Origin of the sequence: Pseudorhizobium xiangyangii (assembly GCF_020531965.1) — a bacterium.
In the GTDB taxonomy this organism is placed as follows: Bacteria; Pseudomonadota; Alphaproteobacteria; order Rhizobiales; family Rhizobiaceae; genus Neorhizobium; species Neorhizobium xiangyangii.
The window spans coordinates 1-24,442 of record NZ_JAJAWH010000038.1 but is presented as its reverse complement, the minus strand read 5'-3'; the positions used below and the strand labels follow the sequence as shown (position 1 = coordinate 24,442).

Below are 24,442 nucleotides of genomic sequence, written 5' to 3'. Positions count from 1 at the left end.
GACCATAGCTATCTCCACTTCCATCACATAGTAATGCAAGTGAATGACAAGCGCCATAGCGTTTAGGGCTTCTTCGTCCCCTCGCATCCATTTTAGTCTCTTGATAGGAACCGAACCTAAGCCCGAAATGTGTCTGACAGATGCTGCTTATCCGATAAGGCGTAGATTTTCGCACCAAATGGTGCTACTTCTGCTATCTACGCAGGAGCTAGTTATGCGATCAACCATTAATCTCGACGATAACCTCCTGGAACGCGCCAAGTCATTGACGGGCACGAAGGAGACGGCAGCCCTTGTCCGCCAAGCGCTGGAAACGCTTGTCCGCGTCGAATCCGGCAAGCGGCTGATAGCTCTTGGCGGTTCCATGCCCGACGTCGAAGCAGGGCCTCGCCGACGGAGCGAAGCGACCAGGTGATTTTGGTAGACACCTCGATCTGGATCGATCATTTCCGCCACGGTGATGCAGAGCTAAGCAAGATCATTGACGACGACCGGCTGCTCTGCCACCCCTTTGTTATCGGCGAGCTGGCGCTCGGTAGCCTTCGGGGGCGGGATGCCGTTATAGTGTTTCTAGCAGCTCAACGCGAAGCGATAGTTGCGACACACGCTGAGGTAATGAACGTGATCGATCGCCATTCGATATTCAGCATGGGGATAGGCTACACAGACGCACACTTGGTAGCTTCGACACTTCTTGATAGGCGATCAAGCCTATGGACGAGAGATAAACGGCTAGCGGCGGCAGCCGAAAAGGTCGGCGCCTCGGTTCATTCATCCAAGAATAGTCCACACTAGCAATGCTGCGAGGGACCTTCTAGTCCTATCGCCTTAAAGGGATCTGAAGCGGCGGCCCCTCGCCGGCTCGCGGTCATAATGCATCGCATGTGGGTGGATGGCTCAGAGTTTCGCTGGACGAAATCAGAAAATCCTACCTCTGCAATGGCCTGACGGTCAGGAACCGGCATAGTAATGCCATGACGCTGCGAGAGTTGGAGTTGTGCGTCATTCAGGCGGAAGCCGTAGCCGCTGCTCAAGAAAAGTAAGCGTAGATAACGTCCCAGGACGCTGATCTTGATCGGAATCGAAACCCAGGATTGCTCGCTACTTCCGCAGGATCATTGTCTCACATGCCTGATAACTTTGGCATGTGGCGGATGAAGCATTTCCAGAGCAGGTGCCTGTTTACGCGTAGAAGGAAAGCCGTCCAGAATGAGGCAGTGCCCAGGTCTTACTTGTCTCAGCCCGGTCTCCACCAAGCCTATGAAACTTCGTCGGAAATCAATTCAATCATCGAGGGCTTGTTTCGCAGCGATGCCAAGTGGAGTACCGGATTTCATGGCGTTGCGCTGAAGATCGCCCGTCTAGAGATCCAGCAAAGCGGGCCAATCAAAACAATGCCGACCCTCGTCAGACCCCCATACAAAGGTACTTGATCTCGAGGTAGTCCTCCATGCCATACTTCGAGCCCTCACGACCATTACCGCTCTCTTTCATGCCGCCGAACGGCGCCACCTCCGTTGAGATAACGCCCTCATTTATGCCAACGATACCGTAGTCGAGCGCCTCCGCGACGCGCCAGACACGGGAAATGTCCCGACCGTAGAAGTATGCGGCAAGTCCGAACTGGGTCTTATTAGCAAGTCGAATGGCTTCTTCCTCGGTTTCGAAACGGAAGATCGGCGCGATCGGTCCGAAGATCTCTTCGGAGAAGATCTGGGCGTCGTGTGATAGGTCCGCAATGATCGTAGGTTGATAGAAACTCTGGCCAAGAGCGTGCCTTCCTCCACCAGTCACAACACGGCCCCCTCGACCGACTGCATCGCCGACCAATTCCTCGACCTTTGCGATCGCCTTTTCGTCGATGAGCGGTCCTATCTGTACACCGCTCTCGAAGCCATTTCCGACTTTCAGATCCGACACCGCTTTAGCAAGACGATTGATGAAAACCTCATAGATACGATCCTGGACGAGAAAGCGGTTGGCACAAACGCAGGTCTGGCCCGCGTTGCGGTATTTTGAAGCGATAGCACCTTTAACTGCGGCGTCGATATCTGCATCGTCGAAGACGATAAAAGGCGCATTGCCGCCAAGTTCCATGGACGTCCGCTTCACAGTGGCTGCACACTGCGCAATCAGCACTTTGCCTATCTCAGTAGAGCCCGTAAAGCTCAGCTTTCGCACGATCGGATTGGACGTCAATTCACGGCCAATTTCGGCTGCTGACCCGGTAACGCAGGACAGAACTCCGTTTGGCACACCGGCCCGTTCAGCCAATACGCATAGCGCCAGGGCCGAAAGGGGCGTTTGGCTCGCCGGTTTAATTACCATCGTGCAGCCGGCTGCCAGTGCCGGCCCGGCCTTACGGGTGATCATGGCTGCCGGAAAATTCCAGGGTGTGATTGCCGCACAGACACCGATCGGCTGTTTGACAACAACAATGCGCTTGTCTGCCGTCGGTGCAGGAATGGTATCGCCGTAGACACGCTTGGCCTCTTCGCTGAACCATTCTACATAAGATGCTGCATAGGTGATCTCACCTTTGGCCTCAGCCAGGGGCTTCCCCTGCTCGGCCGTCATGATCGCGGCGAGATCGTCTTGGTTTGCAATCAACAGATCGAACCATTTGCGCAAGATTGCAGCACGTTCTTTGCCAGATAGTGCGCGCCATTTCGGCAAGGCCGCCTCGGCGGCTTCAATCGCGCGTTTTGTTTCCGCGGATCCCATCTTGGGAACGCTTGCCACAACCGTGCCATCTGCTGGATTTGTTACATCGATCACTCCGGCGCTGTCCGCATCGATCCAGGCGCCACCGATAAAGCACTGGCTGCGGAGAAGCGAAGGATCTTTGAGATTGAGAGATACCATTTGACTATCCAATTTCGTTTGTCGGAACCAGAAGCGGCTCAAGCAGACCCCGGACGGTGTTTCCAAATGGAAGTGGCCGGCGCGAAAGGCGATCGATGTTCACGTGAACGAAGAAGCCCTCTGCAGTGGCCATCTCGTCGTCATTACGAAAGAGGCCGATTTCGTACCGCACTGAAGAGTTTCCAAGCCGCGCGACCCGAATTCCAGCAGTCACCACGTCAGGAAAAGCCATTTCCGCATAATAACGGCAGCCGGTCTCGACCACGAGGAAAACCTCTTGGCCACCTTTCATGTCCAGCGCCCCGTTTTCGATAAGGAAGCCATTCACTGCCGTATCGAAGATGCTGTAGTGAATGACATTGTTCATGTGCCCGTAAATGTCGTTATCAGACCAGCGGGTCGTGAGGGTACGGAAGATTTTGTATGCGTCTCGCCCCTGCGGCGCCTGACGTTCAGACATTACCAGGCCGCCTTGTAGATCGAGAGAGCATCGGCTTCACTAACCTCGCGCGGATTGTTCACCAGTAGTCTGGTCTGTTTCATGGCGTCGCGCGCCATTCCAGCCAGATGATCTTCACCAATGCCAACATCGCGCAGGCGCGGCTGCAGACCAAGTTTGGTCGAGAGCGTCGCCAGACGCTCGATGAAAGAGGCGCAGCGTCCTTCGTCGCCGTGCTCCGATGCAAGATCCGGAAAGACGTCGGCAGCGATCTCGGAATAGACGGAAGCGGCATCGGTCGCGTTAAAGCGCAGTACATGTGGCAACACCAGCGCATTGGAAAGCCCATGCGGAATGTGGAATGTGCCGCCGATCGGATAGGCGAGCGCATGCACCGCCGCGACGGGGGAGTTGGCGAAGGCCTGGCCCGCCAGCATCGAGCCCAGAAGCATGGCGCCTCGCGCCTCGCGATCCTTGCCGTCAAACACAGCCTTCTCGATGTTGGCACCGAGCAGTTGCAGCGCCTGGCGCGCCAGCATTTTAGAAAGGGGATTGTTGTTGGAGCTCTTCGATGCATAGGCTTCGATCGCATGCACCATCGCATCGATGCCGGTCGCCGCTGTGATAGGCGCGGGAAGGCCGAGGGTCAGATCAGGGTCGAGGACGGCTATATCGGGAAGGATGATCGGCGTCGATACCCCACGCTTCTCGCCGCCGCCTACAGTAATGATCGAGACCGATGTAACTTCCGATCCGGTTCCAGCGGTTGTTGGCACCAGCACGAGTGGGAGCCTCGGTCCCTTGGCATTGCCGACGCCCCATGCGCCATCAATGTCTTCGTCGGAACCGCAAAGCAAAGCCACGACTTTCGCAACGTCGAGCGAGGAGCCGCCGCCGAAACCGAGCACGCCAGTTGCACCCGCCGCCTTCGCAGCTTGGGTCGCTGCCTGAACGGTCGCAAGAGAGGGATCTGCTTCGACGCTGTCAAAGACTGTCACCTCGATACGAGCCTCTGCCAAAGACCTCAGCGCAGGATCACAAAGACCAAGTTTCCGCAGCCCGGGATCGGTGACAAAGAGAATTCTGTCACCAAGCTTTTTCCGGACCAGACCACCGATTTCGCCCGATGCGCCGGGCTTGAAAACGATTTGCGCAGTCGTACTGAAGACGAAGGGGTTCATGCAATTCTCCTTGATATCCGCTCCCACAGCATCATGCGGCCTGCAGGTTCTCGCGCAGTTTGACGCGCAGGATCTTGCCGGAGCCGGTTCGAGGAATCTCATTCACGATGAATATCCGGTCCGGAACCTTGTAGGCCGACAGCCGCTGACGGCAATGCTGCAGCAAGGCTTGCTCGTCGAAACTGTCGGGGGATTTCAAAACCACGCAGGCCACCGGCACCTCTCCGAGCATCGTATGCGGCATGCCGATAACGGCACAATCCATGACCGCATCATCAAGGAGAATCGTCTCCTCGACTTCAGCCGGCGCAACGTTCTGCCCGCCACGAATGATCAGTTCCTTCAGGCGGCCGGTAATGGTCAGGAACCCGTTGACATCGCAACGTGCCAGATCGCCGGTTCGATACCAACCGTCGACGATCGCCTTCTGGGTTTCCTGCGGCTTATTGTGGTATCCCTGCATCAAGTTCGGTCCCTTACAGACAAGCTCGCCCTCCGTGCCGAATGGCACGTCAGCGCCTGTCTTGGGGTCGAGCAACCGAACCGTCAGGCCAGGAAGCGGCAGTCCACAGGAGCCAGGAACTCGGCAAGCACCGGGCCAGTTCATCGTCACCATGGTGGATGTCTCGGTGATCCCGTAGCCGTCCAGTAGAGGAACACCAAAAAATTCCTCGAAGTCCTGGTTCAGTGTCCCCGGCATGATCGCTCCCGCGGAAACACACAGCCGCACTGAGGACAAGAGCTTTTCGCCACTCGTCTGGCAGGCGGACAGGAAATAATGAAAGGCTGTCGGAACGCCAGGCATAAAGGTGAAGCGGCCTGATCGCAGAAGTTCCGTCCCCTGAGAGGTGGAAAATTTCTCCATGATATATTCGCTGGCGCCGGTGGCGATGATCGAGAGCACAGCAATGTTCAGCGCATAGGAATGATAAAGCGGAAGCGTGTTAAGCACCACATCCTTGTCACTCAACCCGGCAATCGGTGCCCAGCATGCAGCCGTCACCCACAGCATCGAACGCGTTGAGAGCAGAACGCCCTTTGGCTGCCCCGTGGTCCCCGACGTGTAGACGATATAGGCAGGACGATCGATGTCCTGGTCATCCTCGAAAACGGCGGCCCGCGTCTGCGTCAGTGTGGCGAAATCCGGGAGATCGCTCTTCAAGCCATCGGTGATCAAAAGGGGGCGGCGTCCAATGCCTTGCGACAGCGCTTCGACTGCACTGCGCCTGTCAGCGTGGGTTATCACTATGGCGCAATCCGCATCAGTGATCCGGTAGCTCAGTTCCACGTCCGACGATTCGATACTGACGGGCACGGCAATGCCACCCGCACGCACAATGGCGAGACACGATACAACCCAGTTCACGGAATTGGGCAGGAAGATCGCAACGGTTTGCCCCTTCTGCAGCCCCAGCGCGATCAACTGTGAGGCAAGGTTCTCCGTTTCGGTATTCAAGCGGCCGTAGGAAACGGCCCTGGACTTGTCCTCGAACGCCAGCTTTTCAGGGTGAAGGCTGGCATTCCGTCTGAGAATTTCCCCGACTGGTGCAATCAGCTCAAAATGTATCATGTTAGGCCCCTCCCTGTCCTCAAGTTACACCATGCTGAAACCGCCATTGACGCTGATCACCTGGCCGGTCACCCAGGACGATGCATCAGAGGCCAGAAAGGTAACCATCGGCGCGACATCCTCAGGCGTCCCGATGCGGCGCAGGGGATAGGCCTTGACGATCTTCTCGCGGTTCTTCGCCAGGAATTCAGGATCTGAATGAGATGTTTCGATCAAGCCGAGCGATACCGTGTTAACGGTAATATTATTGCGGCCGAGTTCACGCGCGAGAGACTTGCCCAGCGCCGTGGTGCCTGCTCTGGCCGCTGCTGCAAGCGCCAGATTGGCTTCGCCGATGCGTGAACTGTCCCCAATAAGGTTGACAATGCGCCCGGAATTTTGCTCGATCATCAGCGGCGCGACGGCATGGCAGCAATGCAGCGCGCCATAGAGGCATACGTCGATCTGCTTTTTCCAGTCCTCAGGTGTTGAGTCCACGAAACGCTGATACTTGACGTAGCCGGCATTGTTGATCAGCACGTCGATCGTGCCGAAATCAGCTTTCACGGCGACGACCATGGCCTTGACCTGCTCGTTGTCGCTGATGTCGGCCTGATAGGCCTTCGCCTTGCCGCCGGCAGCCTCGATCGACTTGACCACCGCATCAGCTTCGGCCTTGGAACGGCTGTAGTTCACGGCGACGATCGCGCCTTCGGCAGCGAGCGAGCGGGCGATGTCGCCACCGACATCCCTACCGCCGCCTGTAACGAGAGCAACCTTGCCGTTCAAATTGGTCTGCATGTCATGTTGTCCTTGAATCGAGGTCCTGCTTGCGCAGGGCAAATTACGGATGGTGATACGCGGGTGGATCGAGCTTCCGTCAGCACCCCAAAAAACGTGCCGGCCGCTTCTCCTTGAAGGCCTGACGACCTTCGACATAGTCTTTGCTTGCGCTGGCATTGTCGATTAGCGCTGCCGCCGTCTGCCGATCGAGTTCGCCGCTCGCGCAGCCATTCAGAATGAATTTGGCGCCGGCAATGGTGAGGGGCGCGTTCTCGGCCATTTCCACGGCGCGCTGCCGGGCATCGGCAAGCGCGTTTTCGCCGATCTGGTCGATGAAACCGATAGACAGTGCCTCCTCGGCGCTGAACCGCTTCCCGGTGTAGAGGATGCGCTTGGCTTGCGTAACGCCGACCAGCGAGAACAGCTTGCGGGTCGCCGATACGCCGTAGACGATTGAAAGACGGGCGGCCGGAATGCCAAACACCGCATTGGCCTCAGCCATGCGAAAATCGCAGGACATCGCCAGATGCGCGGCGCCCCCTAGGCAGTAGCCCCGCAACGCGGCGATCGTCGGCTTGGATACCCCGTAGATCGCATCCCCGGCAGCATCGACCGCCACCTCGTATCGCTTGCTGTCGTCTGCACCTTCGCGGACTGCGTCGAATTCAGCGATATCGGCACCTGCAGAGAAATCACAGCCTGCGCCTGTCAGAATAATTGAACGAACATCGGAATCGGCATCCAACTCACTGAACAGAACTGCCAGTTGCTGCCACATTGTATAGGACACGGCATTTCTCTGCCGCGACCGGTTCAATGTCACGACCGCAAGGCCATCGTTCTTCTCAACCAGGATATCGCTCATCTGCCTGCTTTCGAAATTGTCTGTCGTGTAGCCGTCACGCCACTGATCGTGGCGCAATCCTGCAGTAGCCGCTCGGGCGAAAAACCCGGCCTCACAACGAAGCCGGGCGTCCCGCTTACTTCTTTACAAGCGGGCATTCGCTTTCGGACAGCGGCCGGAAAGCCTTGTCGCCGGGGATGGTCGAAACAAGCTTCAGCAGATCCCACTCGCCCTTGGATTCGGCAGGTGTCTTGACCTGGTAGACATACATGTCGTGCACCATGCGGCCATCCTCACGGATCTTGCCATCCTTGGCGAAGAAGTCATTGACCGGCGTCTCGCGCATTTTCGCCATGACCTGCTGGGTATCGACGGTACCGGCTGCCTCCACCGCCTTCAGGTAATGCATGGTGGAGGAGTAGTCGCCGGCGTCGCCCATATGCGGCGGGCGGCCGACGCGCTGTTCAAATTTCTTGGAGAATGCCCGTGTTTCGTCGTCACGATCCCAGTAGAAGGCGTTTGTGAGTATCATTCCCTGCGCCGTTTCAAGACCGAGCGAATGCACGTCCGTATCCCACACCAGAAGCCCGGCAACCGTTTTCCCCGACGAGGAAAGGCCGAACTCGGAGGCTGACTTTACTGCGTTGACGAAGGTCGTGCCCGAGCCGGCGAGAGCAACGACTTGCGCCGGTGATGCCTGAGCCTGCAGCATGAAAGCGCTGTGGTCGGATGTCTCGATCGGGTATCGCACTGCGCCGGAAACCTCACCGCCGCTGGCCTTGACTATCTGCGTGGCATCGGCCTCCAAAGCGTGACCGAAAGCATAGTCGGCCGTCAGGAAGAACCAGTTCTTCAGTCCCTGCGAGATCAGCTGATTTGCGGTTCCGTTCGCCAGCGCATAGGTGTCGTATGAATAGTGAATGCTGTTTGCCGTGCAACTGTCGTTCGTCAGGCGCGAGCTACCGGAACCATTGACGATGGCGATCTTGTCTTCGTCCTTGGCAACCTGCGTGACGGCAAGCGCGATGCCCGAATTGATCAGGTTGTTGATCATCGTCACGCCCTGCGACTCGTACCATTCGCGCGCAGTCGAGACGGCAACCTCGGGCTTGTTCTGGTGATCGGCAACGACCACCTCGAGAGAGCGGTCGAGCACCTTTCCACCGAAATCCTCTACCGCCATTTTCACCGCCGCGATCGCCCCTTCACCGGCCTCATGCGAAAACTGGCCGCTGACATCAGTCAATACGCCAATTCGGATGGGACCATTATCCTGCGCCAGAACCGGCATTGTCATCACGCCGACAGCGGCAACGCACGACAGTAACACCTTCAGATTTTTCATGACTCACCTCCCGTGAGGTGGCGCCTGGGCTCCTCCACAGCGCCACGTTATAACTTGCGTTATCATACCTAAATGCGTTGTATCATCGAAAAATGACGCTCTGCAGCAGGTGACGATGCCAATGTAAGCAGAAACCATTCAAGGAGGCAAGCTTGCATTATTAGACTTAGTATGATTTTCTGTTTTTTGCCGCCGCCGACAGAGGTTACCCGGATTGATTGTTGGGAACCGCTTGAGGAGAAGAGTCGAGCCGGCAAGGAGGAACTGTGCCAAATCCAGCACCCATTATCGAGGCGCGTGCCCTAACGCGCTCGTTCGGCGGCTTTATCGCTGTCAACAATGTTAATCTCAGCGTCACGCCGGGCACGATACATGCCATGATCGGGCCGAACGGCGCGGGGAAAAGTACCCTGTTCAATTTGCTGACGAAGTTTCTCCAGCCCAGCAGCGGCAATATTTTCTTCAAGAACCAGGACATCACCTTAACGGCACCCGCAGACATCGCGAGACTGGGGCTTGTGCGTTCATTCCAGATTTCGTCCGTGTTCCCGCATCTTACCGCTCACGAGAATGTGCGGGTCGCGCTGCAGGCCCGTGAGCGCGACACGTTTTCGTTTTGGAAATCAAACCGCAAACTTCGCCGTTTCAACGAAGAGGCGATGGCGCTCCTTGACAGCGTCGGCCTGGCCGACCGGGCACAGTCGAAAGCCAGCGAACTTTCCTACGGTCGAAAGCGAGCGCTGGAACTAGCCACGACCCTGGCGCTTGAGCCAGAGGTATTGCTTCTTGATGAGCCAATGGCGGGAATGGGAACAGAGGACATCGGCCGTACGGCGGCGCTTATCCGTCGCGTCGGAAAGGGTCGAACCATCCTCATGGTGGAGCACAATCTCGGCGTCGTCGCAGATCTCTCCGACAAAATCACCGTTTTGAGACGAGGGGAAATCATTGCCGAGGGAACCTACGAGGAGGTTTCGTCAGACAGCGAGGTCCGCAAGGCATATATGGGAGGTACACATGGCTGAAGCCGCACTGCTTAACGTCGTTGACCTCGAGGCGTGGTATGGCGAAAGCCATATATTGCATGGCGTCAGTTTCAACGTGCGAAAAGGTGAAGTCGTCACCTTGATCGGACGCAACGGCGCCGGCAAGACGACTACTCTGCGCAGTCTGGTTGGAATGGTCGGCAAGCGGACGGGATCGAGCGTCTTTAAAGGCGTTGAGTTGCTGTCGATCGCACCTTACAAAGTCGCACGCCTGGGCATGGGTTACGTTCCCGAAGAGCGCGGAATCTTCTCCAAGCTGAACGTAATCGAGAATCTGATGTTTCCTCCCGCCTGGCAGAGCGGCGGGATGGAGATCGACGAGATCTACAGTCTTTTTCCCAATCTCGAGAGCCGCGACAACACCATCGGAACTCGGTTGTCCGGCGGCGAGCAACAGATGCTGGCAATTGCCAGGATTCTTCGAACAGGTGCAGATTTCATCCTCCTCGACGAACCCACCGAGGGTATCGCTCCTGTCATTATTGATGAGATCGGGGCAGCGCTGCGAGTTCTCAAGGACCGCGGCATGACCATCATCCTGGTCGAACAGAATCTGAGGTTCGCCGCCTCGATCGCGGATCGCCACTTCGTCCTCGACCAGGGGAAGGTTGTTGACGAGATTTCCAACAATGCGCTCGACGCCAATATGGACCGGTTGAACCGGTATCTCGGGGTCTGATCGATGAAGCGCCATTACAAACAGGTAGAATCCGATGGCTGATATTTTCGGGGTTCCCACATCCGTCCTGCTCGGGCAATTGCTGCTGGGGCTGATCAACGGCTCCTTCTATGCACTACTGAGCCTCGGACTGGCGATCATCTTCGGCATGCTGAACGTGATCAATTTCTCACATGGTGCTTTTTACATGCTTGGCGGCTTCACGGCCTGGTTCATGCTCTCCACGCTCGGGTTCGGCTACTGGACCACGCTGATCGCCGCGCCCGTCGCCGTCGGGATCGTCGGGGCTGTCGTGGAGCGGCTGCTGCTGAGGCGGCTCTACCAAATGGACCACCTTTACAGTCTGCTGCTTACCTTCGGCATCGCTTTGATGCTCGAAGGGCTCTTCCGTCACATCTTCGGCGCAGCGGGCAAGCCCTATCCGGTCCCGTCGGGGCTGACGGGGGGCATCAATCTCGGCTTCATGTTCTTGCCTGTCTACCGCGCCTGGGTGATCGTTGTCTCACTCGTCATCTGCGTTCTGACCTGGCTTGCGATCGAACGGACCAAGCTCGGTGCCTATCTCCGTGCGGCCACCGAAAATCCGGCACTGGTCCAGGCCTTCGGCATCAATGTGCCATTGATGTTGACGTTGACGTACGCTTTCTGCGTTGGACTTGCCGGCTTTGCCGGAGCGCTCGCCGCGCCACTGTACCAGGTTAGTCCAGGGATGGGATCCAGCCTGATCATAGTCGTCTTCGCCGTTGTCGTCATTGGTGGCATGGGGTCGATTGGCGGCGCGATCTTCACGGCACTTGCCCTTGGCGTCATCGAGGGCCTGACCAAAACCTTTTACCCAGCGGCCTCGTCGATTGCGGTCTTCATCGTGATGGTGCTGGTCATTCTCATCCGGCCGTCCGGCCTGTTCTCACGGGAGGCTTGAATGAACAGTTCAACCGTATCGTCCGTATCGTCCGTCTCTGCGGTATCCGGCCAGTTTCGCGGCAACATCATCCTGATAGCCGTCGTCGGCGTGCTAATGTTGGTTGCGCCATTGCTCGTCTATCCGTTGTTTCTGATCAAGATCCTCTGTTTCGTATTGTTCGCGGCTGCCTTTAACCTGGTACTCGGATATGCCGGCTTGCTGTCGTTCGGGCATGCCGCCTTCTTCGGTGGCGCAGCCTATATCACGGCGCACGCGGCAAAAGTCTGGCATCTGCCGTTCGAGCTTGCCTTGCTGGCGGGGACTACGTTCGCAGCCCTGCTGGGCCTGGCATTCGGCGCGCTTGCCATCCGCCGGCACGGCATCTATTTCGCGATGATTACGCTGGCGCTGGCGCAGATGGTCTACTTCCTAGCTGTTCAAATGCCGTTTACCGGCGGCGAAGATGGAATCCAAGCGGTACCACGTGGCTACCTCTTCGGCATCATCGACCTGCGCAATATCACGGCGATGTACTATACAGTTCTCGGCGGAACGGCGATCGGCCTCGTGATCGTCTGGCGTGCGGTGAATTCGCCATTCGGCCACGTGCTGTCCGCGATCCGTGAGAACGAAACTCGAGTTACCTCACTTGGCCTTAAACCCGAGCGCTACAAGTTGATCGCATTCACCCTGTCGGCCGCGCTATCCGGCTTTGCAGGGTCCATGAAAGCAATCGCCTTCCAATTGGCCTCCCTTGTGGATGTGAATTGGCATATGTCGGGGGAGGTCATTCTGATGACGCTACTCGGCGGCATGGGCACGCTGATCGGCCCGATCGTCGGAGCCAGCATCGTGGTGGGTTTGGAACACTTCCTATCGACCAGCGGTCTGCCAATCACCTTCATCATCGGGCTGTTCTTCGTCGTCTGCGTCATGATGTTCAGGCGGGGGGTGTACGGAGAGCTGAAACTGCTGTTGGAACGCCGCCGCAGCTGAGCCGCAAAGTCTTCTTATGCAAGTTATATTGAAATCAGGGCCACAAAACAGGCCCTGATTGTTCTTTTGCGCCACCAGACGTTCAACCCGCGCGCCCTGCGCGCGAGCCGAAGAGATAGCCAATGGCCGCGGCCATGATCAGCTGCACGACGCTCGCAAGATCGGACGAGACACGGCCATCGCCGGCCACCGAACCTGCAGCCGGCACGAGGCTTGGCAGTAGACCGCTGTGGACGATCCACATTGCCGCCAAAACCGCCACGAAGACGACAGCTGCGATTGTCGGCAGGCCGGCAATCGAGCTCGTTGCCGGGGGCTCCGAAGGCACAAACGCGGCTGACGGCCCCTTCTTGACGGGCATCGCTGTCGAGGTTGCAGTCTGTTGAACCGAGGGAGCTTTTTCCGACGTAGATTCGGTTGCCGACGCGCCGGGGTTTTGACGCGCCTGGATCTCTTCGGCAAATCGCTTAAAAAACTGACCCGACATCTGCTTTGCCGTCACATCGATAAGCCGTCCGCCGAGCTGGGAGAGCTTTCCGCCGATCTGGGCGTCGACGTTATAGTGCAGGATAGTGCCGCCTTCCGCCTCCTCCAGGCGAACCGCCGCCACGCCCTTGGCAAAGCCGGCAACTCCGCCCTGCCCTTCGCCGGTGATCTTGTAGCCGTTCGGCGGGTCAAGATCCGACAGGGTAACCACCCCCTGGAAGCGGGCCTTTACCGGGCCGACCTTGATCACCGCGACTGCCGACATCTGTGTATCGGACGATTTGACCAATTCCTGGCATCCGGGAATGCAGACTTTTAGTACCTCGGTGTCGTTCAGTGCGTTCCACACTTCTTCTTTGCTAGCAGGAATATGCTGCTGACCTGTCATGTCCATGGATGGCCTCCTCGCATGTCGTTGTAAGTCAATCCTTCGCAACATGGGCGAACGACATTGCTTGACAATCTCTTCTTAGGTCTAATAATGCAAGTTAAATTAGCGAACGAATGCCTTGCTGGGGCGGCTTCGTGGAGGACCCTGGATGGAAAACTCTAATGGACGACCCACTCCCCGCGTTGCAACGCGGGCACACCGGCGGCATCACGCTTTCCGTTCCCTGCTGATTGCATGTGCATGATAATGGTGAAGACATGAAACCGGCACCCTTCGACTATCTAGCCGCGAAATCGATATCGGAGGCGGTCGAGGCGCTTGCCGCATCGGGCGGCGACGGCAAGATCATTGCCGGTGGCCAAAGCCTGATGCCGATGATCAATTTCCGGCTGGTGAAGCCAACAATCCTCGTCGACATCAACCGCATCGGCGGACTGGACCGCATCGAGAAACACGACGACAGGCTGCGTATTGGCGCGACGGTTCGCCATCACATGACCGCGACGGACGTACTCGTGTTCGAGCATCTACCGATCCTGCAAGATGCCATGCATCACGTGGCCCATCTGACGGTTCGCAATCGCGGCACTTTCTGCGGCAGTGTCTGCCATGCAGACCCCGCCGCCGAGATGCCGATGATGACGCTCTTGTTGAACGGCACGATCACGGCGTGGTCAGTGCGCGGCGAGCGACAGATCGCTGCCTCCGACTTCTTCCTCGGATCGCTGGTAAATGCGCTCGAGCCGGATGAGTTCGTGACATCCATCGAGATCGACACGCTCAAGCCCGATACTGGTTGGGGTTTCGAGGAGTTTTCGAGGCGCCAGGGCGACTTTGCCCTGGCCTGCGCGGCGACCACGCTTCGTATCGAAGACGGCGTCGCTCGCAGTGTTCGGTTTGCCCTTATGGGTGTGGGAGAAACCCCACTTCGCCTTGCAGCCATCGAAGAGATTATCGATGGCAAGACTGTATCCGAGAGCTTGCTCGACCAAGTCTCTGAGGCTTTGAACGACTTTCTGCAGCCGAACACCGACCTTCACGCATCCGCCGATTATCGACGGCATCTGGCTGGCGCTCTTGCACGCCGCGCGTTGAGAGACGCGTGGAAGCGCGCTGATCTTCGCAAGGGGAAGACTGATGACTGAACAGAAAATCACCCTCAGCGTAAACGGACAATCCTATACCCGCATGATCGAGCCGCGACTGCTTCTTAGTGATTTCCTTCGCCAGGAGATTGGACTGACGGGAACTCATGTCGGCTGCGAACATGGTGTTTGCGGGGCTTGCACAGTCGTGCTCGACGGGAGAAGCGCTCGTTCCTGCCTGACCTTGGCAATACAGGCCGAAGGCACGGAAATCGAGACAATCGAGGGACTGGGAAATGTAGACAAGCTTGGCCGTGTTCAGGAAGCATTCCGGCAGCATCACGGCCTCCAATGCGGATTCTGCACGCCTGGCTTCATCATGGCGATCACCGATATGCTGCGCCACCACCCGCTCGAAACCGACGATCAAATCCGCGAAGCGCTGTCCGGGAATATCTGTCGGTGCACGGGGTACGAGCACATTGTCAATGCGGTTCGCGAACTGGCAAAGGAAAGAGGACCCCTGAAATGAAGATGCACTTCCTCGAAGGCGGACGCCTTCGTATGCGCCGTTCGATCTATTATCCGGGGGCTGCGAAAGAAGAGATGATCGAACTGCCTGTGCATGCTGCCCTGATACGGCATGCACAGGGAAATGTACTCTTCGACAGCGGCTGCAATCCGCAGGCCGCTGTCGACCCACAGGCGCGCTGGGGTGGAATTGCCAAGGTGATGACGCCGATCTTTACACCGGAGCGAACCGTCGTAGGACAACTGGAGACGCTTGGCCTGAAGCCGGACGATATCGATGTCGTCATCTGCTCGCATCTTCATCCCGACCATTGCGGCTGCAATGAGTATTTCGGGCGAGCAACATTCCTCTGCCACGAGGCGGAGGTCGCCTCCGCCAAAGCGGAGGGTTCCGAAAACCAGGGTTATTTGAAGCACGAATGGGATCAGCCGCAAGGCTTCCAAACCTTTGGTGGCGAATATGACGTATTCGGAGACGGACGGATCGTGCTTCTCCCCATGCCGGGCCACACACCAGGCATGACGGCCGCACGCATATCCCTGGAACACGACGGAACGTTCATCCTCGCCTCAGATGCAGCCCCACTGCAGATCAATCTCGATACGGGGATGGCACCCAAAAACACGTGGAATATGGATCTGGCCTCAGCGGCGCTCGTTCGACTGAAGGACCTGCGGGACAAAGGCGCGACAGTCATTTCCGGACATGACGATACGCAGTGGCAAGCACTGAGAAAAGGCCTGGAGTTCTACGAATGAGCCACAACGATCACTCCGTCGAACTTCGCCCAAAACTCGTCGGAGAGCGCGTAAAGCGCACGGAGGATCCCCGCTTTCTGACCGGCGTGGGCCGGTATGTCGACGACATGAGCCCGGCAGGAATGCTCCATGTCGCCTTGCGACGTTCGGATCAGCCGCATGCCCGAATTATCGGTATCGACGTGGGTGAGGCGTTTTCCGTCCCTGGCGTCGTAGCGATTTATGACGCGAGTGACCTCGATAAAGACGTTAAGCCCGCCATTCCCACCTCCCGTATGCCGGGTTATTACGCCACGCCGATCTGGCCGCTGGCGCGTGGCAAGGTACGGTATGTCGGGGAACCCGTCGTCGCCATAGTGGCTGAAAGTCGTTATGCAGCGGAAGATGCCCTTGAGCACATCAACATCGAATACGAGCCCCTGCCGTTCGCGATCAGGCAGGTTGACGCCGTCAAGGACGACGCGCCGCTATTGCACGAAGAAGCCGGCACCAACACAATTATCCGCCGAGAGTTCAAGCGAGGAGACGTCGATACGGCGTTCGAAAATGCGCCGGTGACGGTCAAAGGGCGCTTCCGCATGACCCGCAAGACAGCCGTTGCCATGGAGAACAGGTCGTACCTTGCAGAGTGGGACCAGCGTAAACAATCGCTCACGCTCCATACATCATCTGGAAGTCCAGGCATCATTCGAGATGTATTATCGGGATGTCTCGATCTGCCGGGAACGAGATTACGTGTCATTGCACCGGATGTTGGAGGCAGTTTTGGCGCAAAGGGGTCGCTTTATTCCGAGGAGATGCTCGTCTGCATCTTGGCGCGCAAGCTGGCACGTCCGGTCAAATACGTTAGTGATCGTCTCGAAGATTTATCGGGGACGAGCCAAGCTTTCGATGAGTTGATCGAAGCTGAGCTAGCGGTCACACAAGATGGAACCTTGATAGGGCTGCGCGCCGATGTCATCGGGGATGTCGGAGCCTATTCGATCTACCCATGGACCGCTGCACTGGAAACGGTACAGGTGGTGAGCTTCCTGCCTGGTCCATACAGAATGGAACACTACAGGGGGCGCATAAGAGGTGTTCTAACACCGAAGCCCCCTACTGGTCCCTACCGGGGTGTTGGCCGTCCGTCTTCCACCTTTGCCATGGAGCGCTTGATCGAAATGGCGGCGCGAAAGATCGGCATGGATCCGGTGGAGTTTCGCAGGAGAAATCTCGTCCGAGCAGAAGAGTTTCCGTATCGCACCGCCTCAGGTATCATCTGGGACAAATCGGCATTTCAGGAATGCCTCCAGGGCGCTTGCGACTTCGTCGACTACCCTAATCTCGTGCGTGAGCGAGATGCGGCACGAAAGGCGGGACGTTGGGTCGGCATCGGTCTTGCAAGCTATGCGGAATTGACCGGTATCGGTTCGCGCATCTCGGTCGCTCCAGGCATGCCCATCAACACCGGAACCGAGACGTCTAGGATCGAGATCGATGCGACGGGCGCAATCACAGCTGCCTTCGGTCTATCATCCCATGGCCAAGGCCTCGAAACCACGCTCGCTCAGGTAATCGTCGATGAGTTGGGATGCAAGCTCGAAGACATCGAAGTCAAACATGGAGACAGTTCACTTGTGCCCATGTCAAGTGGCACCTATGCCAGCCGCTCTGCTGTTCTGGGCGGCGGTGCTGCGACGCTGGCAGCCCGTGTCGTAAAAGCGAAGGTTCTGCGGGCCGCAGCCTATCTCATGGAGCAGAGCATCGAGGATCTGGACATCTACGATGGCATCATCGCCAGCCGCAATTCGAACCAGACGTTGACGCTGAAGGAGGTCGCCTCCGCTGTCTATACCCAGATGGGGCGTATTCCGCGCGACCAGCGGGAAGATCTAACGGCATCGGAGACCTACGATCCCTACCTCGGCACCGCATGTTCCTCCACGCACCTCACCATGGTGGAGGTCGATACAGAGACTTACGGCGTCCGGATTCTGCGATATGTGGTTGCTGAAGATTGCGGCAAGATCATTAATCCGATGATTGTCGATGGCCAGGTGCATGGTGCCGTGGCTCAGGGAATCGGTGCTGCGTTGCTGGAGGAGATCGTTCACGATGATCAGGGTCAGGTGGTGACGGCAAGCCTTGCCGACTACCTCGTTCCGGTTGCCACCAGCGTACCGAATATCGGGATTGTGCATATCGAAGCGGATCTACCCAACAATGTCGGCGGCTTTCGAGGTATGGGTGAAGGAGGCACCATCGGAGCGCCGGCAGCTGTCGCAAATGCGGTATCCGATGCACTTTCCCACCTTGGCGTCTCGGTCGAGACGCTACCTGTGACGCCGGAACGAATATTCCAGATGCTTCGCGACACAAACACTCCTCGCTCAGCAAACTCGACGTGACCGGGCTGAAGTCTGCACCGCAATCCGAGGTATCAAACGAGGACAAACCGCTTAATAGCGTCCGCTAGAAAGCAAACGGGTATCGTAAGACGTAATCTGTGTCCTTTGCCACGATCGGCTTTTTGCATTCCGAGCAAACGACAACTGCAGAGAAGTCCTGACCACAGGTTTGGTGACGAAGCCGCATGGGGGGCTTACCCTCTGCGAGCCAGCGGTCGCCCCAAGCCATCATGACCAGCATGGGTTTATAAAGGTCGAGACCCATCTCGGTGAAGCGGTACTCAAACCGCTCGCCCGAGCTGTACGGGACTTTGCAAAAGACGCCTGCCTGGACAAGGCGCGCCAGTCGGTCGGCAAGGATGTTTGTGGCGATGGCAAGATTTTCCCGCATCTCCTCGAAGCGACGAACGCCGTACCAGCCCTCCCTCAGAATCAGAAAGCTCCACCGGTCGCCGATGATTTTGAGCGTTCGCGCAACTGAGCATGGTCTGACCCTTTCGAGTAAGGTCGAGTCCGAGCTGCGGCGGGATGTGGGGCGGGACTCGACTGGCGCATAACCTGCCCCAGGCCCATCACGGGGGGCCACCTCCCGCGCGGTAAACGGCTCGATACATTCACTGCAGACCGTTATCGGCCGGCATGCACAACCGCAACGCTTATGGATCAACTGCAATGGCGGTTCATTATCGCCATTCAGCCACTTGTCGCCGAACTCCATCAACGAAAGCATCGTCGGGAAAAGGTCTTTTCCTCGAGCTGTCAGGAAATATTGATGTCCAGGTTCGTTCGGTTTCTTGCCCGTGCTTAGGATCTCGTTCGTCACAAGGGCTGACAGGCGCGATGATAGGGTTTGACGAGGAATACCCAGTCGTTGCTGAAATTTGTCGAAGCGGTGAACGCCGAAGTATGCCTCGCGCAGGATCAAGAAGTTCCAGGTGTCGAGGACGATTTCCATCGTGCGTCGCACGGAAGACTGCCGCTGCACAAGCAATGGCTTCTCGAAAATTAATGACGAAGTCGCTGATTGATCTTTGTTCAACATGTTCGTGCTGATACCGAATTGATCCCTGTGATACGCCGCGCATTTGACGCTCACTATAGGGCAAGAGGTCTAATATTGAAAGCTTAGAGGCAGGCAGCTTGGTTGCCGACCCGCGACCACCCTGTCAGACTTAAGGCTTTGACGTAGCGCCATTGCGCGGCCTCCGGTCAAGTGGTCCCGCTGAAAAACTGGTCTGCCCACTAACCATTGCGCACAGAACAGACGCTGACAAGCGCTCCTCGGCATCGCCTACGATGAGGTCATGGGAAACGGCATCAAACAGCAGCACGAACCACCGCACATCGTTGGTGATCTCCTGCAGTCGGAGATCGCTGAGAAGCAGGCACGCTCGATCCGCTACCAGCTCAGCATCGCCAAGCTGCCGTTGGCAAAAGACGTCGAAGACTTCGACTTCGCCGACACGCCCGTCAATGAATCCCTGGTGCGGGAATTGGCTACCGGCACCTTCGTCGCCGATCAGCGCAACGTCGTTCTCGTCGGCGGCACGGGAACAGGCAAGAGCCATCTGGCCATCGCGATTGCCCGTGCGCTCATCCGCAACGGCACGCGCGGCCGCTTCTTCAATGTCGTTGATCTGGTCAATCGGCTGGAAACGGAAGCGCGCAACGGCAAGCAGGGTCGGATTGCCGATTACCTCACACGCCTCGACTTCATCATCCTCGATGAACTCGGCTATCTGCCGTTCGCAGGCCGGAGGCCAGCTACTCTTTCATCTGATCAGCAGGCTCTACGAACGCACCTCGATCATCGTCACTACGAACCTCGTTTTCGGCGAATGGCCGTCGGTGTTCGGCGATGCGAAGATGACGACGGCACTCCTCGACCGCCTGACCCACCATTGCGAGATCGTGGAAAACCGGCAACGAGTCCTGGCACTTCAAAAACCGCTCTCAAAGCCTAAAGCCGAAGATACCCGTCACCCGCGCTTGGCCTCCCCTCTGCAACCCCGGCCAGCGCCGGGCAAGCCAAGCGCTGATCACCTACAGGGGGGTGAATATTGGACGAGGTTTGTAGCCGAGGTTGATCTGGTGACGATCGTGTCGAAGGTGTCGCTTCGGCGCTCGCCTTTGCCTTCCAGACAGAGCCGGGACTGGATCAGAGTTCCGCTGGCGGGCTGATGAGCGATCATCGTCGCGATGGTCTCCAGCGTCAGCGAATTTCCAGTCGGCGAGGCGCCAGTCTCGCGAGGTTTCCGACCATTCGCGCAAGTATGGCGTAGGCAAGTCACTGGGTCTTATTAGGCGGACATGCGCAACACCGCAATAGCGACACTCATCAGCCCGAGAGGGCTTGTTGCCAGAATGGCCGTCGCCACGGCGTCCATGCGTTACGCCGCTTTTGCGTAACACTTGGCAATCACGTCGACCTGTCCGGCATCGCGCGCAGGCTGCTCCTGACTCGGTGCTGTGTCTGCATGCTCGTTGACGAACATGGCCTTCACTAACCCTGGGATGTCATCACGCGAAATACCGATATCCTCCAGTTGCCGGTCGGACAGCTGCGAGAGCGCGTTGTAGGCGCGGTTTCGCTGCCAGCGACGCGCCGCCCGCAAGAACCGCTGCGCAAAAGTGAGGCGCGGACTCTTTTTAGACTTTTGGGTCTCCGTTGATGCTGACATGCTTATAGTTGCGGACATGGTGGTTCCTCCTTCAGTGTGGATCGCCCGGCACCTTCCGTGCGTCAGGCAATCTGACAATGTTCAGCCGCCTGATGGCCTTCAAAAAGGCGAAAGACGACGTCTGTTTTGGAGTGTTCCCCGATGCGGCTGGCAGATAGGCCTGAGCCGCTCGGGGCTACCGACGCATGAGGAGGGACGCCGAGACGACCAGGTACTTCTTATGTTTACTTACGGTTGTCATGCCTGAGATATGGGGTTCCGGAGCCTTGAATGCAACCCATGGAGGGCGCGCCGATGGCTGCTCGCCTGCTACATCAGGTAAACAAAAGTCCTGCAGATGGACCCGCCAGCCGCTAACTTAGATCGGCGGCCGTGTCACCGTCCGTGGCAATGCGCGTCCAAGACAGTAACCACATCGTGCTAGACCCATGCCTAGCGCCTGAGGATTAAGCTGACAGCACCTCGGGCATTCACAAAATCTCGCAATCCCAGGCTCCCCTAGCCAATCTGGCGGAGGCCGTCGAGGTGGCGCGTGAAGTTTCAGGTTGACTTAATCTCTGCCAAAATCCGTCGTGATGGAGGACGCGGCTCCTAGGCCATGGTATGGCGAATTCTCCACAATTCCCTGCGACTTACGGTGACTTGGCGTTCACCTTCGGTTTTCCGCCGCTTTCCCTCGGCGCCAACCGTTGTTTGCACCTCTACCGCGTTAGTGGTCTTCCTCGACGGTGGGCCAGTTGACCTCCCGTGTCGAAACGCGCTGTGCCAACGATGCGAATACGAAAAGTTTGCTCTGGCGAACGGCCGTCTGCTAATCTTCCGGTGCCCTTGAACCCTCATGCGTGGCGCCGCAGCAGTGTCATCGATGGAATTGGGATTGAGGGCAGTTCTCAGTCAGGAAGTGCTAGAACAGGTTCGCTACCCAGGCGCGAAGGTAGGAAGACCGTCGCCAAGCATGGCCGGATCCCAGGCGGTATCTGTTACGGCTGCAGAGTGCGCCGAGAGTTCGATGATAGCGGGGATCCAGTGCGTGGCTTGCGTTCAATCGACACTGATGAGGCGGCGACCATCGGCTGGATTTTCGATACACGGATGGCATGAGCCCAGTCAGAATCGCTGACGAACTCAATGCACGTGGTGTACCCGGTCCGCGCGGTCGATCTTGGCAGGGGACCGCAAGTCGCGGCGATCGTAATCGTGGCAGCGGCATTTTGAACAATCAGGCTATATCGGGCTGATCGTCTTCGGAAAAATCCCCCGACAGAACGTCGGGTTCCGCAGGAGAATTCCGCCAAACACCATGCCGTGCAGGAGGTGCAGTCGCTCAATCCTTTGGCAACAGGTGAAGATGCGCCAGGAGAACTGGCGCACGGGCTAGGACAGAGTTTCGTCACCGCTCGGACGGATGCCCTCGATCTGCACAGGTGCCAAGGATCGGTGTCATCAGCCGCACATGCGTATCGATGCGCTCGAGAACTTTCTCCGGAACGACTGTGCGTTCCGGCAGTGACCACCAAAGTTCGTTCACGCGCTCTACCGTGTCGACCACCGCCTTGAGTACGGCCGCTTCCGGCAGGCGTGCACGATTGGCGAAGGCTTTCCAGCGCTGCACGCTCATCGCCTTGAAGGGGCGCTCACCGGCAAGCGACAGCGCCATGGCATCCGCAGGGATATAGGGCACCGTCGAGAGCACGTCGTAGACAGGTGCGAGTTGCGGTTTGTCGCCCGCCTCGCGATAGATCAGTGACCAGTTCTTAAGATGCATGTCGCCATTGCCGGTTATGGCTGCGAGAGCCAGCCGGCGGATGAACTCGAGCGCGGCCGCAGACGAAACGGCAACGTTTAAGGCTGCAGCGATATCGTGATAGGCAGCACCTTCGTATTTCCGTGAAGGATAGACGCCGAACACCTGCGCAAAATCCTCGATATGGATCCGCCCACCATTTGCGCCACGATCGAAACGTTTGACGAGCAGGACTTTTCCGTCTGACAGCGTCTCGAACTCATTGGGAATGCCCTCGAACTCCGATTGCTCGACAAGCTCCCGCTCCGGCACTTCCATACCGATCGCTTCAGCCAATGCGAGATTGGCGTATTCGTTTTCCGAGACGCCGGGAAACGAGGTCGATGGAAACTTGGCGATGTAGGATCCCTGGTCGTCGCCGAGCGGCAGGGTCAGTCCACCCCCCTTCCCCGTGTTCTTGATCACCGAAAGCTTCATCTGAACACCGGCGAGCGAAAACCGGGCTTTCGGCTTGGGGGCTGGCAGATTGTTGAGACGGGCAATCGCCCTGTCGCTCGGCACGACACGGACGGCACCAGGCAGATCCGACCCGAGCGCGACGAGCAAGTCGAAATCGTTTCCCGCGCGAACACTTCCCGCGTGGTGTTTTTCCATCGCCTCGCGCAGCTTGTCTTCGGGAAGCAGATTGGCAAAGAACGCCGGCAAAGCGCGGGCGACGGGTTTCGGGTCCTTGCGCAAGCCGCCAGTGGCTGCGCGAAACGACAGGCTGAGCACCGGAAAGCCGCCGGTTGCGCGATAGCTGTCCTCGAAGCTGAAGGCGTTGAAGTCGCCGGGCGTCCGAACGATCGTGCCGACCTTCACCTCGTTCAGCAACACTTCGAGCGACGAAATAGATCTCGGATCGGAAGACGCCTCAGACATTCTCATCCCCATCGGGATGAGCCAGGAATGCTGGGAGATCGTCGAGATCGTCATGCGGCCGCAGCAGCGAACCGACAGCCGGAACCATCGCCTGCGGAATGAGCATCAACTCAAGCCCAAGAGCGCGGGCGATGTTGATCAGGGTTGTCGTGCGCGCGGCACTGCTTCCGGCTTCTATCTCACGATAGCGAGGACGCGATATGCCCGCCATGTCGGCAACCTGCTCCTGTGTCAGTTGCCGCCCTTTACGCGTAGCCTTCAGCAACTGCCCGATTTCCAGCAAGGATTCTGACTCAGACCGTGCCATCCTACCTACCCGTCCGTTCTTCGTGGAGTAGGGCAAGCTATCTCAAACATTTTGAGCTCGGTCAACATAAACGATACAAAGACGTATCATTAGTGAATGATTGATCTGTTTATTTATCATTCACGGTCTTTTCTGAATCGCCACACCAAGCCAGCGAGTCGTGCCCACCATCCATGCTTTTGTTAAAGCGGCCCTGCCTGATGGTCAGGAACCGGCATAGTATCGACAAAACGAAGTTAAGGTTCCGCGTCGAGGCGGAAGACGTCCTTCGAGGACGATGATGATGTGGGTTAGTGGCGGCGTTTATCCGGATGATCCGTCATCAGGATGCAGCATAGATTGGACCGCATCATTCTCTCAACCCCCATGCTGACAATGCCACGACGCCTGTCAGCCCTCCATCGCGACAGCCAAGACGAGGACAAAGAGAGGTGAAGGCAGCAGGCGGCCCCAGTCACCGAGCGTTGACGATCCCGACACGATAACCGCACCCGAAGCCGGCACCAGCCACATGGG

The 24,442-nt window shown here is 57.6% G+C and carries 22 protein-coding genes and 3 pseudogenes; 13 read left to right on the top strand and 12 right to left on the bottom strand.

Annotated elements, in window-relative coordinates:
* Positions 1 to 214: 214 nt before the first annotated feature.
* From LH464_RS22430 to LH464_RS24925, 3 genes and pseudogenes are all read left to right on the top strand, one after another.
* Entirely contained in the window at positions 215 to 415 is a 201-nt protein-coding gene (locus LH464_RS22430; protein ID WP_226788645.1) for a type II toxin-antitoxin system VapB family antitoxin, read from the top strand.
* Positions 412 to 795 (top strand): type II toxin-antitoxin system VapC family toxin, encoded by a 384-nt coding sequence (locus LH464_RS22425; RefSeq protein ID WP_226788644.1) that lies wholly within the window; start codon positions 412 to 414, stop codon positions 793 to 795. The genes LH464_RS22430 and LH464_RS22425 overlap by 4 nt, the downstream gene beginning before the upstream one ends.
* 42 nt (positions 796 to 837) lie before the next feature.
* Positions 838 to 948, top strand: a pseudogene (locus LH464_RS24925) (IS110 family transposase); the annotation flags it as partial.
* 459 nt (positions 949 to 1,407) lie between these two features.
* Here LH464_RS24925 and gabD read toward each other — a convergent pair.
* The 7 genes from gabD to LH464_RS22390 all read right to left on the bottom strand — a co-directional run bounded on the left by gabD (position 1,408) and on the right by LH464_RS22390 (position 9,006).
* Positions 1,408 to 2,865: an NADP-dependent succinate-semialdehyde dehydrogenase gene (gabD, locus tag LH464_RS22420; protein WP_226788643.1), complete on the bottom strand. Its 1,458-nt coding sequence runs from the start codon at positions 2,863 to 2,865 to the stop codon at positions 1,408 to 1,410.
* A 4-nt stretch (positions 2,866 to 2,869) separates the two neighbouring features.
* Positions 2,870 to 3,325 (bottom strand): acyl-CoA thioesterase, encoded by a 456-nt coding sequence (locus tag LH464_RS22415; RefSeq protein WP_226788642.1) that lies wholly within the window; start codon positions 3,323 to 3,325, stop codon positions 2,870 to 2,872.
* On the bottom strand, positions 3,325 to 4,485 hold the full coding sequence (locus tag LH464_RS22410; protein WP_226788641.1) for an iron-containing alcohol dehydrogenase: 1,161 nt from the start codon (positions 4,483 to 4,485) through the stop codon (positions 3,325 to 3,327). Before LH464_RS22410 ends, LH464_RS22415 begins: the two co-directional genes overlap by 1 nt.
* Positions 4,486 to 4,516: 31 nt before the next feature.
* Positions 4,517 to 6,055, bottom strand: coding sequence for a class I adenylate-forming enzyme family protein (locus LH464_RS22405; RefSeq protein WP_226788640.1), 1,539 nt, complete (start codon positions 6,053 to 6,055; stop codon positions 4,517 to 4,519).
* 24 nt (positions 6,056 to 6,079) lie between these two features.
* Complete coding sequence (locus tag LH464_RS22400) at positions 6,080 to 6,835, bottom strand: SDR family NAD(P)-dependent oxidoreductase (protein ID WP_226788639.1); 756 nt, start codon at positions 6,833 to 6,835, stop codon at positions 6,080 to 6,082.
* Between the two features lie 79 nt (positions 6,836 to 6,914).
* Entirely contained in the window at positions 6,915 to 7,682 is a 768-nt protein-coding gene (locus LH464_RS22395; protein ID WP_226788638.1) for an enoyl-CoA hydratase-related protein, read from the bottom strand.
* Between the two features lie 115 nt (positions 7,683 to 7,797).
* A complete protein-coding gene (locus LH464_RS22390; RefSeq protein ID WP_226788637.1) occupies positions 7,798 to 9,006 on the bottom strand; it encodes an ABC transporter substrate-binding protein in 1,209 nt (402 codons plus the stop codon).
* Positions 9,007 to 9,272: 266 nt separating this feature from the next.
* Here LH464_RS22390 and LH464_RS22385 point away from each other — a divergent pair, with 266 nt between their 5' ends.
* The 4 genes from LH464_RS22385 to LH464_RS22370 are packed head-to-tail and all read left to right on the top strand — an operon-like array spanning position 9,273 to position 12,631.
* Entirely contained in the window at positions 9,273 to 10,031 is a 759-nt protein-coding gene (locus LH464_RS22385; RefSeq protein WP_226788636.1) for an ABC transporter ATP-binding protein, read from the top strand.
* Positions 10,024 to 10,731 carry an ABC transporter ATP-binding protein gene (locus LH464_RS22380; protein WP_226788635.1) on the top strand — a complete coding sequence of 236 codons (708 nt, stop codon included), beginning with the start codon at positions 10,024 to 10,026 and terminating at the stop codon, positions 10,729 to 10,731. Before LH464_RS22385 ends, LH464_RS22380 begins: the two co-directional genes overlap by 8 nt.
* A gap of 34 nt (positions 10,732 to 10,765) precedes the next feature.
* Entirely contained in the window at positions 10,766 to 11,653 is an 888-nt protein-coding gene (locus LH464_RS22375) for a branched-chain amino acid ABC transporter permease (protein ID WP_226788634.1), read from the top strand.
* On the top strand, positions 11,654 to 12,631 hold the full coding sequence (locus tag LH464_RS22370) for a branched-chain amino acid ABC transporter permease (protein WP_226788633.1): 978 nt from the start codon (positions 11,654 to 11,656) through the stop codon (positions 12,629 to 12,631). It begins immediately after the preceding gene.
* A gap of 82 nt (positions 12,632 to 12,713) precedes the next feature.
* Here LH464_RS22370 and LH464_RS22365 read toward each other — a convergent pair whose 3' ends face one another.
* The gene (locus LH464_RS22365; protein WP_226788632.1) at positions 12,714 to 13,511 is read right to left on the bottom strand and encodes an SRPBCC family protein; all 798 of its coding nucleotides are present in this window, start codon (positions 13,509 to 13,511) and stop codon (positions 12,714 to 12,716) included.
* A 254-nt stretch (positions 13,512 to 13,765) separates the two neighbouring features.
* Between LH464_RS22365 and LH464_RS22360 the strand changes: the two genes are divergently transcribed.
* From LH464_RS22360 to LH464_RS22345, 4 genes are read left to right on the top strand one after another with little or no spacing between them, the layout of a single operon-like run.
* Positions 13,766 to 14,653: an FAD binding domain-containing protein gene (locus LH464_RS22360; RefSeq protein WP_226788631.1), complete on the top strand. Its 888-nt coding sequence runs from the start codon at positions 13,766 to 13,768 to the stop codon at positions 14,651 to 14,653.
* Positions 14,646 to 15,125 (top strand): (2Fe-2S)-binding protein, encoded by a 480-nt coding sequence (locus LH464_RS22355; RefSeq protein ID WP_226788630.1) that lies wholly within the window; start codon positions 14,646 to 14,648, stop codon positions 15,123 to 15,125. The genes LH464_RS22360 and LH464_RS22355 overlap by 8 nt, the downstream gene beginning before the upstream one ends.
* Positions 15,122 to 15,883, top strand: coding sequence for an N-acyl homoserine lactonase family protein (locus tag LH464_RS22350; RefSeq protein WP_226788629.1), 762 nt, complete (start codon positions 15,122 to 15,124; stop codon positions 15,881 to 15,883). Before LH464_RS22355 ends, LH464_RS22350 begins: the two co-directional genes overlap by 4 nt.
* Complete coding sequence (locus LH464_RS22345) at positions 15,880 to 18,273, top strand: xanthine dehydrogenase family protein molybdopterin-binding subunit (protein WP_226788628.1); 2,394 nt, start codon at positions 15,880 to 15,882, stop codon at positions 18,271 to 18,273. The genes LH464_RS22350 and LH464_RS22345 overlap by 4 nt, the downstream gene beginning before the upstream one ends.
* Positions 18,274 to 18,337: 64 nt before the next feature.
* On the opposite strand, the gene LH464_RS22340 is transcribed toward LH464_RS22345, so the two are convergent.
* Positions 18,338 to 19,315 carry a winged helix-turn-helix transcriptional regulator gene (locus LH464_RS22340; protein WP_226788627.1) on the bottom strand — a complete coding sequence of 326 codons (978 nt, stop codon included), beginning with the start codon at positions 19,313 to 19,315 and terminating at the stop codon, positions 18,338 to 18,340.
* A gap of 244 nt (positions 19,316 to 19,559) precedes the next feature.
* Here LH464_RS22340 and istB point away from each other — a divergent pair.
* Positions 19,560 to 20,350, top strand: a pseudogene (gene istB / locus LH464_RS22335) (IS21-like element helper ATPase IstB).
* 433 nt (positions 20,351 to 20,783) lie between these two features.
* Here istB and LH464_RS22330 read toward each other — a convergent pair.
* Positions 20,784 to 20,888, bottom strand: a pseudogene (locus tag LH464_RS22330) (DUF1127 domain-containing protein); the annotation flags it as partial.
* 1,163 nt (positions 20,889 to 22,051) lie between these two features.
* Between LH464_RS22330 and LH464_RS24920 the strand changes: the two are divergent.
* On the top strand, positions 22,052 to 22,192 hold the full coding sequence (locus LH464_RS24920; RefSeq protein ID WP_226788626.1) for a recombinase family protein: 141 nt from the start codon (positions 22,052 to 22,054) through the stop codon (positions 22,190 to 22,192).
* Between the two features lie 152 nt (positions 22,193 to 22,344).
* Here the strand turns inward: LH464_RS24920 and LH464_RS22320 are convergent, their stop codons facing one another.
* Positions 22,345 to 23,619, bottom strand: coding sequence for a type II toxin-antitoxin system HipA family toxin (locus LH464_RS22320; RefSeq protein WP_226788625.1), 1,275 nt, complete (start codon positions 23,617 to 23,619; stop codon positions 22,345 to 22,347).
* A complete protein-coding gene (locus tag LH464_RS22315) occupies positions 23,612 to 23,926 on the bottom strand; it encodes a helix-turn-helix domain-containing protein (RefSeq protein WP_226788624.1) in 315 nt (104 codons plus the stop codon). Before LH464_RS22315 ends, LH464_RS22320 begins: the two co-directional genes overlap by 8 nt.
* Between the last annotated feature and the right edge of the window lie 516 nt (positions 23,927 to 24,442).

Excerpts from the sequence above, each read along its gene's own strand:
- LH464_RS22395 (WP_226788638.1), bottom strand. The coding sequence starts at position 7,682 with ATGAGCGATATCCTGGTTGAGAAGAACGATGGCCTTGCGGTCGTGACA.
- LH464_RS22350 (WP_226788629.1), top strand. The coding sequence starts at position 15,122 with ATGAAGATGCACTTCCTCGAAGGCGGACGCCTTCGTATGCGCCGTTCG.
- LH464_RS22320 (WP_226788625.1), bottom strand. The coding sequence starts at position 23,619 with ATGTCTGAGGCGTCTTCCGATCCGAGATCTATTTCGTCGCTCGAAGTG.
- LH464_RS22380 (WP_226788635.1), top strand. The coding sequence starts at position 10,024 with ATGGCTGAAGCCGCACTGCTTAACGTCGTTGACCTCGAGGCGTGGTAT.
- LH464_RS22355 (WP_226788630.1), top strand. The coding sequence starts at position 14,646 with ATGACTGAACAGAAAATCACCCTCAGCGTAAACGGACAATCCTATACC.
- LH464_RS22360 (WP_226788631.1), top strand. The coding sequence starts at position 13,766 with ATGAAACCGGCACCCTTCGACTATCTAGCCGCGAAATCGATATCGGAG.
- LH464_RS22365 (WP_226788632.1), bottom strand. The coding sequence starts at position 13,511 with ATGGACATGACAGGTCAGCAGCATATTCCTGCTAGCAAAGAAGAAGTG.
- gabD (WP_226788643.1), bottom strand. The coding sequence starts at position 2,865 with ATGGTATCTCTCAATCTCAAAGATCCTTCGCTTCTCCGCAGCCAGTGC.
- LH464_RS22400 (WP_226788639.1), bottom strand. The coding sequence starts at position 6,835 with ATGCAGACCAATTTGAACGGCAAGGTTGCTCTCGTTACAGGCGGCGGT.
- LH464_RS22390 (WP_226788637.1), bottom strand. The coding sequence starts at position 9,006 with ATGAAAAATCTGAAGGTGTTACTGTCGTGCGTTGCCGCTGTCGGCGTG.
- LH464_RS22345 (WP_226788628.1), top strand. The coding sequence starts at position 15,880 with ATGAGCCACAACGATCACTCCGTCGAACTTCGCCCAAAACTCGTCGGA.
- LH464_RS22410 (WP_226788641.1), bottom strand. The coding sequence starts at position 4,485 with ATGAACCCCTTCGTCTTCAGTACGACTGCGCAAATCGTTTTCAAGCCC.
- LH464_RS22405 (WP_226788640.1), bottom strand. The coding sequence starts at position 6,055 with ATGATACATTTTGAGCTGATTGCACCAGTCGGGGAAATTCTCAGACGG.
- LH464_RS24920 (WP_226788626.1), top strand. The coding sequence starts at position 22,052 with ATGAGCCCAGTCAGAATCGCTGACGAACTCAATGCACGTGGTGTACCC.
- LH464_RS22315 (WP_226788624.1), bottom strand. The coding sequence starts at position 23,926 with ATGGCACGGTCTGAGTCAGAATCCTTGCTGGAAATCGGGCAGTTGCTG.
- LH464_RS22430 (WP_226788645.1), top strand. The coding sequence starts at position 215 with ATGCGATCAACCATTAATCTCGACGATAACCTCCTGGAACGCGCCAAG.
- LH464_RS22370 (WP_226788633.1), top strand. The coding sequence starts at position 11,654 with ATGAACAGTTCAACCGTATCGTCCGTATCGTCCGTCTCTGCGGTATCC.
- LH464_RS22415 (WP_226788642.1), bottom strand. The coding sequence starts at position 3,325 with ATGTCTGAACGTCAGGCGCCGCAGGGGCGAGACGCATACAAAATCTTC.
- LH464_RS22375 (WP_226788634.1), top strand. The coding sequence starts at position 10,766 with ATGGCTGATATTTTCGGGGTTCCCACATCCGTCCTGCTCGGGCAATTG.
- LH464_RS22340 (WP_226788627.1), bottom strand. The coding sequence starts at position 19,315 with ATGTTGAACAAAGATCAATCAGCGACTTCGTCATTAATTTTCGAGAAG.